4 protein-coding genes and 1 pseudogene are annotated in these 4,872 nt (G+C 71.2%); 1 reads left to right on the top strand and 4 read right to left on the bottom strand.

Translation table 11 applies throughout. The features are described from left to right. Positions 1 to 137: pseudogene (locus ABZ215_RS43210) on the top strand (integrase core domain-containing protein); the annotation flags it as partial. A 15-nt stretch (positions 138 to 152) separates the two neighbouring features. Here ABZ215_RS43210 and ABZ215_RS43205 read toward each other — a convergent pair. The 4 genes from ABZ215_RS43205 to ABZ215_RS43190 form a co-directional block, all read right to left on the bottom strand. After that, on the bottom strand, positions 153 to 689 hold the full coding sequence (locus ABZ215_RS43205; protein WP_020419665.1) for a GNAT family protein: 537 nt from the start codon (positions 687 to 689) through the stop codon (positions 153 to 155). A 47-nt stretch (positions 690 to 736) separates the two neighbouring features. After that, entirely contained in the window at positions 737 to 1,666 is a 930-nt protein-coding gene (locus ABZ215_RS43200) for a peptidase (protein WP_354956729.1), read from the bottom strand. Positions 1,667 to 1,801: 135 nt separating this feature from the next. Then, complete coding sequence (locus tag ABZ215_RS43195) at positions 1,802 to 3,310, bottom strand: glutamate synthase subunit beta (RefSeq protein ID WP_020419667.1); 1,509 nt, start codon at positions 3,308 to 3,310, stop codon at positions 1,802 to 1,804. Continuing rightward, positions 3,303 to 4,872, bottom strand: a 1,570-nt coding sequence (locus ABZ215_RS43190; protein ID WP_354956727.1) for a glutamate synthase-related protein, incomplete at its 5' end; no start/stop codon positions are given. The genes ABZ215_RS43195 and ABZ215_RS43190, both read right to left, overlap by 8 nt.

Here is a 4,872-nt window from a genome sequence, read left to right as displayed (position 1 = left end):
AATGGGCCTACCACCAGCCCTACACCTCAGAAACCCACCGGCAAACAGCGTTCCCCGACTGGCTGCACTGGTACAACTACCACCGACCCCACACCCGCATCGGCGGCAACACCCCAGCCAGCCGCGGAACCAACCTCACCAAACAACACAGCCTAGGACATCGCTTTCCACTCATGAGCCAGGAGCCCGAGCAGCACCTCATCGAGGAACTCGCCCATCACCCAGGCCGACTTGCGCAGCACGCCCTCCCGCACGAAGCCGTTGCGCTCCGCCGCGCGCAGCATCGCGTAGTTGTCCGCCAGCGTCTCGATCTGCAGCCGCTGCAGGCCGCGCACCACGAAGCCGTAGTGGCACAGCACCGCGACCACGTCGCTGCCGTAACCCTTGCCGCGCGCGGACGGCAGCAGTCCCAGCCCGATGTGCGCGGTGCGGTTGTGCGTGTCGATGCCCCACAGGTTCGCGGTGCCGATCAGCGTGTCGCCCGCCAGCTCCACGATCGAGAACGGGACGTGTTCCGCCACGCTGTCGTCGACGTGCAGCCGCCGGTCCTTCGAGCTCGGCGAGATCGGCCGCCACGGCCGGCTTTCCGCCCGGGAACCGCCCTCCACGTCGTCGTAGAGCTCGGTCCGCAGGATCGGGATGTCCTCCTCGTACCGGGCCCGCAGCCCGACCTTCTCGCCCTTCAGCATGCGGGCTTCCTATCCGACCGGGCCGGGCCGCGGCAACCGAATATGAACTACCGCGCAGCCGCCGCGTTGTAGAGCGCCTCCGCGTCCGCGCCGAAGTACGGGCCGAACATCACGCCGGGCAGGAAGGTGTAACCGAAGCTGTTCACCGAGTTCTGGATGCCGGTCCCGGTCGCCTCGTTGAAGCTGAGGAACCACGGGCCGCCGCTGGAACCGCCGGTCATGTCGCAGCGCATTCCGAGGTCGTTGCTGCCGAACGTGTCGTTGAAGGTCCGGCCGGCGCAGTAGGTCAGTTCGCTGCCGTCGTACGGCGGCTCGGCCGGGTAGCCGAAGCTGTGCATCGCCTGGCCGCGCGGCTGGTTGAACGCGATGCCCTGCGAGCCGACGACATCCGTCAGGTACTGGCCGTTGAGCGGGGCCACCACCGCGGCGCCGACGTCGTAGTTGAGGTCCTCGTTCGCCTGCCACTGCGGCGTGGTGAGGGTCGTGGTGGCGGCCCACTCGCCGTACGGGGCGTTGCCGTTGTCGTAGCCCGGCACGAAGACCCAGTTGGTGTGCCAGCTGCCCTCGTACTTCACGCAGTGCCCGGCGGTGATGACGACGCTGCGGTTGGCGCTGGTGACCGCGTCGCCGCTGCACGAGGCCGGGGAACCGTTGAAGGTGAAGAACACCCGGCCCGCGGTGCGCGTGACCGCGCCGCCGCCGGCCCACGGGTCGCCGGTGCTGACCTTCGAGGTCCGCGACGGGAGCAGGCGCGGCACCGCGGCGCGGACGTCGGCGCCGAGGTCGCGGGCGGCGGTCACCAGGCCGTCGAGCGGCTTGGCGGAGCGCATCTTCTCCGGCGTCCAGTACTCCGCGGCACCGGCGCCGTGGACGTGGACCGCCGGGCCGGGCGCCGCCGTGGCCGGCGCGTTGAACACGGCCGTGGTGACCGCGGCGACCGCCGCGAGGACCAGTGCCCGGATACCTGTTCGCTTCATGACGCCACCCGTCTGCCGGTCGATCCGTTGTCACCGAAAGTTAGGCGGGCGCGACGGGGTGAACAATCGGCCGTTCGGGCCCAGGGTGAGCCCGAACGGCCGATGCGCGTTATTTGGTTGCGTTACCCCGGAGAGTTACACCACAGCGAGCGGCAGAGCCGTCGGGTGCACCGGGGCGGGCAGGTCCGACGCGCCGGTCAGGTAGGCGTCGACGGCGTTGGCCACCGAGCGGCCCTCGGCGATCGCCCACACGACCAGCGACGCGCCGCGGTGGGCGTCGCCGCAGACGAACACGCCCGGGGCCTCGGTCTGCCAGTCCGGGCCGCACGAGATGGTGCCGCGCCGGGTCAGCCGGATGCCCAGGTCGTCGAGCAGCCGCATGTGCTCCACGCCCTCGAACCCGATGGCGAACAGCACCAGGTCGGCCGGGATCTCCTCGATCTCGTCCGACACCGGCAGCACCTCGCGGCGCCCGGTCTCCGGGTCCTTGACGACCTTGACCTGCTGCAGCTCGATCGCGCGGACGTGCCCGTTCTCGTCGCCCACGAACCGCCGCACGGCGACACCGAACTTCCGCTCGCCGCCCTCCTCGTGCGCCGGGTAGGTGCGCAGCACGTACGGCCACGTCGGCCACGGCGACCGCTCGTCGTCGCGGGTCGTCGGCGGCATCGGGTACTGGTCCAGCTGGACCACCGAGGCCGCGCCCTGGCGGATCGCGGTGCCGTAGGAGTCGGCGCCGGTGTCACCGCCGCCGATGATCACCACGTGCTTGCCGTGCGCGTGGACCGGCGACGGGCCGTCGCCCTCGCACTGCTTGTTGGCCGGCACCAGGTGCTCCATCGCCAGGTGGATGCCCTTGAGCTCCCGGCCGGGCGTGGTGGTGTCGTCGCGGCCGCGCAGCGCGCCTACGGCGAGCACGACCGCGTCGTAGCGGGCCCGCAGCTCCTCGACGGTGATGTCGACGCCCACCTCGCAGCCCGTGACGAACTGCGTGCCCTCCTTCTTGAGCTGGGCCAGGCGCTTGTCGAGGTGCTTCTTCTCCATCTTGAACTCGGGGATGCCGTAGCGGAGCAGCCCGCCGAGCCGGTCGTCCCGCTCGAAGACGGTCACGTCGTGCCCGGCGCGGGTGAGCTGCTGGGCGGCGGCGAGCCCGGCCGGGCCGGACCCGACGACGGCGACGCGCTGACCGCTGGCCACCTCGGCGACCTGCGGCTGGGCCAGGCCCAGCTCCCACGACTTCTCCGCGATCGTCGCCTCGACGCGCTTGATCGCGACCGGGCCGCCGGACAGCGGCGAGATGGACAGCGTGCAGCCCGCCTCGCACGGCGCCGGGCACAGCTTCCCGGTGAACTCCGGGAAGTTGTTGGTGGCGTGCAGCCGGTCGCTGGCCGCGGTCCAGTCACCGCGGCGCACCAGGTCGTTCCACTCCGGGATCAGGTTGCCCAGCGGGCAGCCGGAACCGGCCGAGTGGCAGAACGGGATGCCGCAGTCCATGCAGCGGGTGGCCTGGGTGCGCACCTGCTGGTCGCGCTCGGCCGGTTCGAGGTCGACGTAGACCTCGCGCCAGTCCTCGGCGCGGTGCTCCTTGGGGCGCTTGGGCGGCTCGACCCGCTCGTACTTCAGGAAGCCCTTGGGGTCAGCCACGAGACGCCACCTCCATGATCGCCTCGTCGACGTCGCGGCCCGCGGCCTTCGCGGCCTTGGTCGCCTCCAGCACGCGCTTGTAGTCGCGCGGCATGACCTTCGTGAAGCTCGCCGACCGGCGCGGCCAGTCGCCGAGCAGCGAGGCGGCGACCGCCGAGCGGGTGAGTTCGTGGTGACGGGTCACGATGTCCTTCAACCAGTTCAGATCCTCGGGCTCGAGCGGGAGCAGCTCGACCATCTCGCGGTTGACGCTGCCCTCGTCGAGGTCGAGGACGTAGCCGATACCGCCGGACATGCCCGCGGCGAGGTTGCGGCCGGTCGGTCCGAGCACCACGGCACGGCCACCGGTCATGTATTCGAAGGCGTGGTCGCCCACGCCCTCGGCGACGACGGTGGCGCCCGAGTTGCGTACGCAGAACCGCTCGCCCACGTGCCCGCGCAGGAACATCTCCCCCGCGGTGGCGCCGTAGGCCAGCGTGTTGCCGGCGATGACCTGACGTTCGGCGGCGAACGTCGCGTCCGGGTGCGGCCGCACGATGATGCGGCCGCCGGACAGGCCCTTGCCGACGTAGTCGTTGGCGTCGCCCACCATCTCCAGCGTGACGCCGCGCGGCAGGAACGCGCCCAGCGACTGCCCCGCCGACCCGGTGAGCCGGATGTGGATCGTGCCGTCGGGCAGGCCCTCCCCGCCGTAGCGGCGGGTGATCTCCGAGCCCAACAGCGTGCCGACGGTGCGGTTGACGTTGCGCACCGGCAGTTCCAGCCGGACCGGGTGCGCGTCCTCCAGCGCCGCCTCGGACAACTGGATCAGCGTGCGGTCCAGAGCGTGCTCGAGGCCGTGGTCCTGCTCGCGGATCTTGCGCCGGGCGCCGCCGTACGGGGTGTCGGCCGGCATCTCGAAGATCGGCGACAGGTCCAGGCCGCTGGCCTTCCAGTGGTCGACGGCGTCGTCGGTGTCCAGCACGTCGGCCCGGCCGATCGCCTCGTCCAGGGTGCGGAAACCCAGCTCCGCCAGCAGTTCCCGGACCTCCTGCGCGACGAACCGGAAGTAGTTCACCACGTGCTCGGCCTGCCCGGTGTAGCGCTTGCGCAGCTCCGGGCTCTGCGTGGCGACACCGACGGGGCAGGTGTCGAGGTGGCAGACGCGCATCATGATGCAGCCGGCCACGATCAGCGGCGCGGTCGCGAAGCCGTACTCCTCGGCGCCGAGCAGCGCGGCGACCACGACGTCGCGGCCGGTCTTCATCGCGCCGTCGACCTGCACGGTGATGCGGTCGCGCAGCCCGTTCAGCATCAGGGTCTGCTGGGTCTCGGCAAGGCCGATCTCCCACGGCGTGCCCGCGTGCTTGAGCGAGTTCAGCGGCGAGGCGCCGGTGCCGCCGTCGTGGCCGGAGATCAGCACGACGTCCGCGTGCGCCTTGGACACGCCGGCCGCGACCGTGCCGACGCCGAGCGAGCTGACCAGCTTCACGTGGATGCGGGCCTGCTCGTTGGCGTTCTTCAGGTCGTGGATCAGCTGCGCCAGGTCCTCGATCGAGTAGATGTCGTGGTGCGGCGGCGGC

The sequence above is a fragment of the Amycolatopsis sp. NPDC006131 genome (assembly GCF_040614175.1).
GTDB classification, from domain to species: domain Bacteria; phylum Actinomycetota; class Actinomycetes; order Mycobacteriales; family Pseudonocardiaceae; genus Amycolatopsis_E; species Amycolatopsis_E tucumanensis.
This window is presented reverse-complemented; position numbering and strand designations above follow the sequence as displayed.

Coding starts and splice junctions, on each gene's coding strand:
- ABZ215_RS43205 (WP_020419665.1), bottom strand. CDS start 689: ATGCTGAAGGGCGAGAAGGTCGGGCTGCGGGCCCGGTACGAGGAGGAC.
- ABZ215_RS43200 (WP_354956729.1), bottom strand. CDS start 1,666: ATGAAGCGAACAGGTATCCGGGCACTGGTCCTCGCGGCGGTCGCCGCG.